Source organism: Oleiphilus sp. HI0117, from assembly GCF_001635235.1.
Map to the genome: position 1 here is coordinate 1 of NZ_LWGA01000418.1, position 716 is coordinate 716.

The following is a 716-nucleotide window of genomic DNA, read 5'->3' on the forward strand; positions in this document are numbered from 1 at the left end:
GGAAAGACTGTTTTTAGTGGGGGCGACTCCCCCGAAATTAAGATACGTCATATGCATATTAAGCAGGTTCTTAACCTGTATTTGTTAACTACGCTTTAAATGCCGAGAGTGATTCATGCCTGTAAATCTCCAGCCAAAATATAAACGAATTCTTCTAAAACTTAGTGGTGAAGCTCTAATGGGCGATGAGGACTTTGGGATCGATCCAAAAGTACTTGATCGCATGGCTTTAGAAATTGGTCAGCTGATTGGTATAGGTGTTCAGGTTGGCATGGTCATAGGTGGTGGTAACTTGTTTAGAGGTGCTGCCCTAAGCCAGGCTGGAATGGATCGTGTTACTGGTGATCATATGGGTATGCTGGCTACGGTTATGAATGCCTTGGCGATGCGTGACGCATTAGAACGATCCAATATATCAACGCGTGTTATGTCAGCTATCCCGATGAGTGGTGTTGTTGAGCATTACGATCGGCGCAGAGCGGTTAGAGATCTTAAAGATGGTGATGTTGTAATATTCAGCGCAGGAACGGGTAACCCTTTCTTTACAACTGACTCTGCNGCATGTCTACGAGGTATTGAGATTGATGCTGATGTTGTATTGAAGGCAACAAAAGTAGATGGTGTCTACAACGCTGACCCGATGAAAGATCCGACAGCCGTGAAGTATGATGCTTTGAGTTATGATGAAGTCTTGGATAAAAAGTTAGGTGTAATGG

At 43.8% G+C, this 716-nt stretch carries 1 protein-coding gene; it reads left to right on the forward strand.

Annotated features, from left to right (window positions below; all coding sequences use genetic code 11):
• Positions 1-115: 115 nt before the first annotated feature.
• The coding region (gene pyrH, locus A3757_RS04940; RefSeq protein WP_068739245.1) for a UMP kinase at positions 116-716 on the forward strand (601 nt) is incomplete at its 3' end.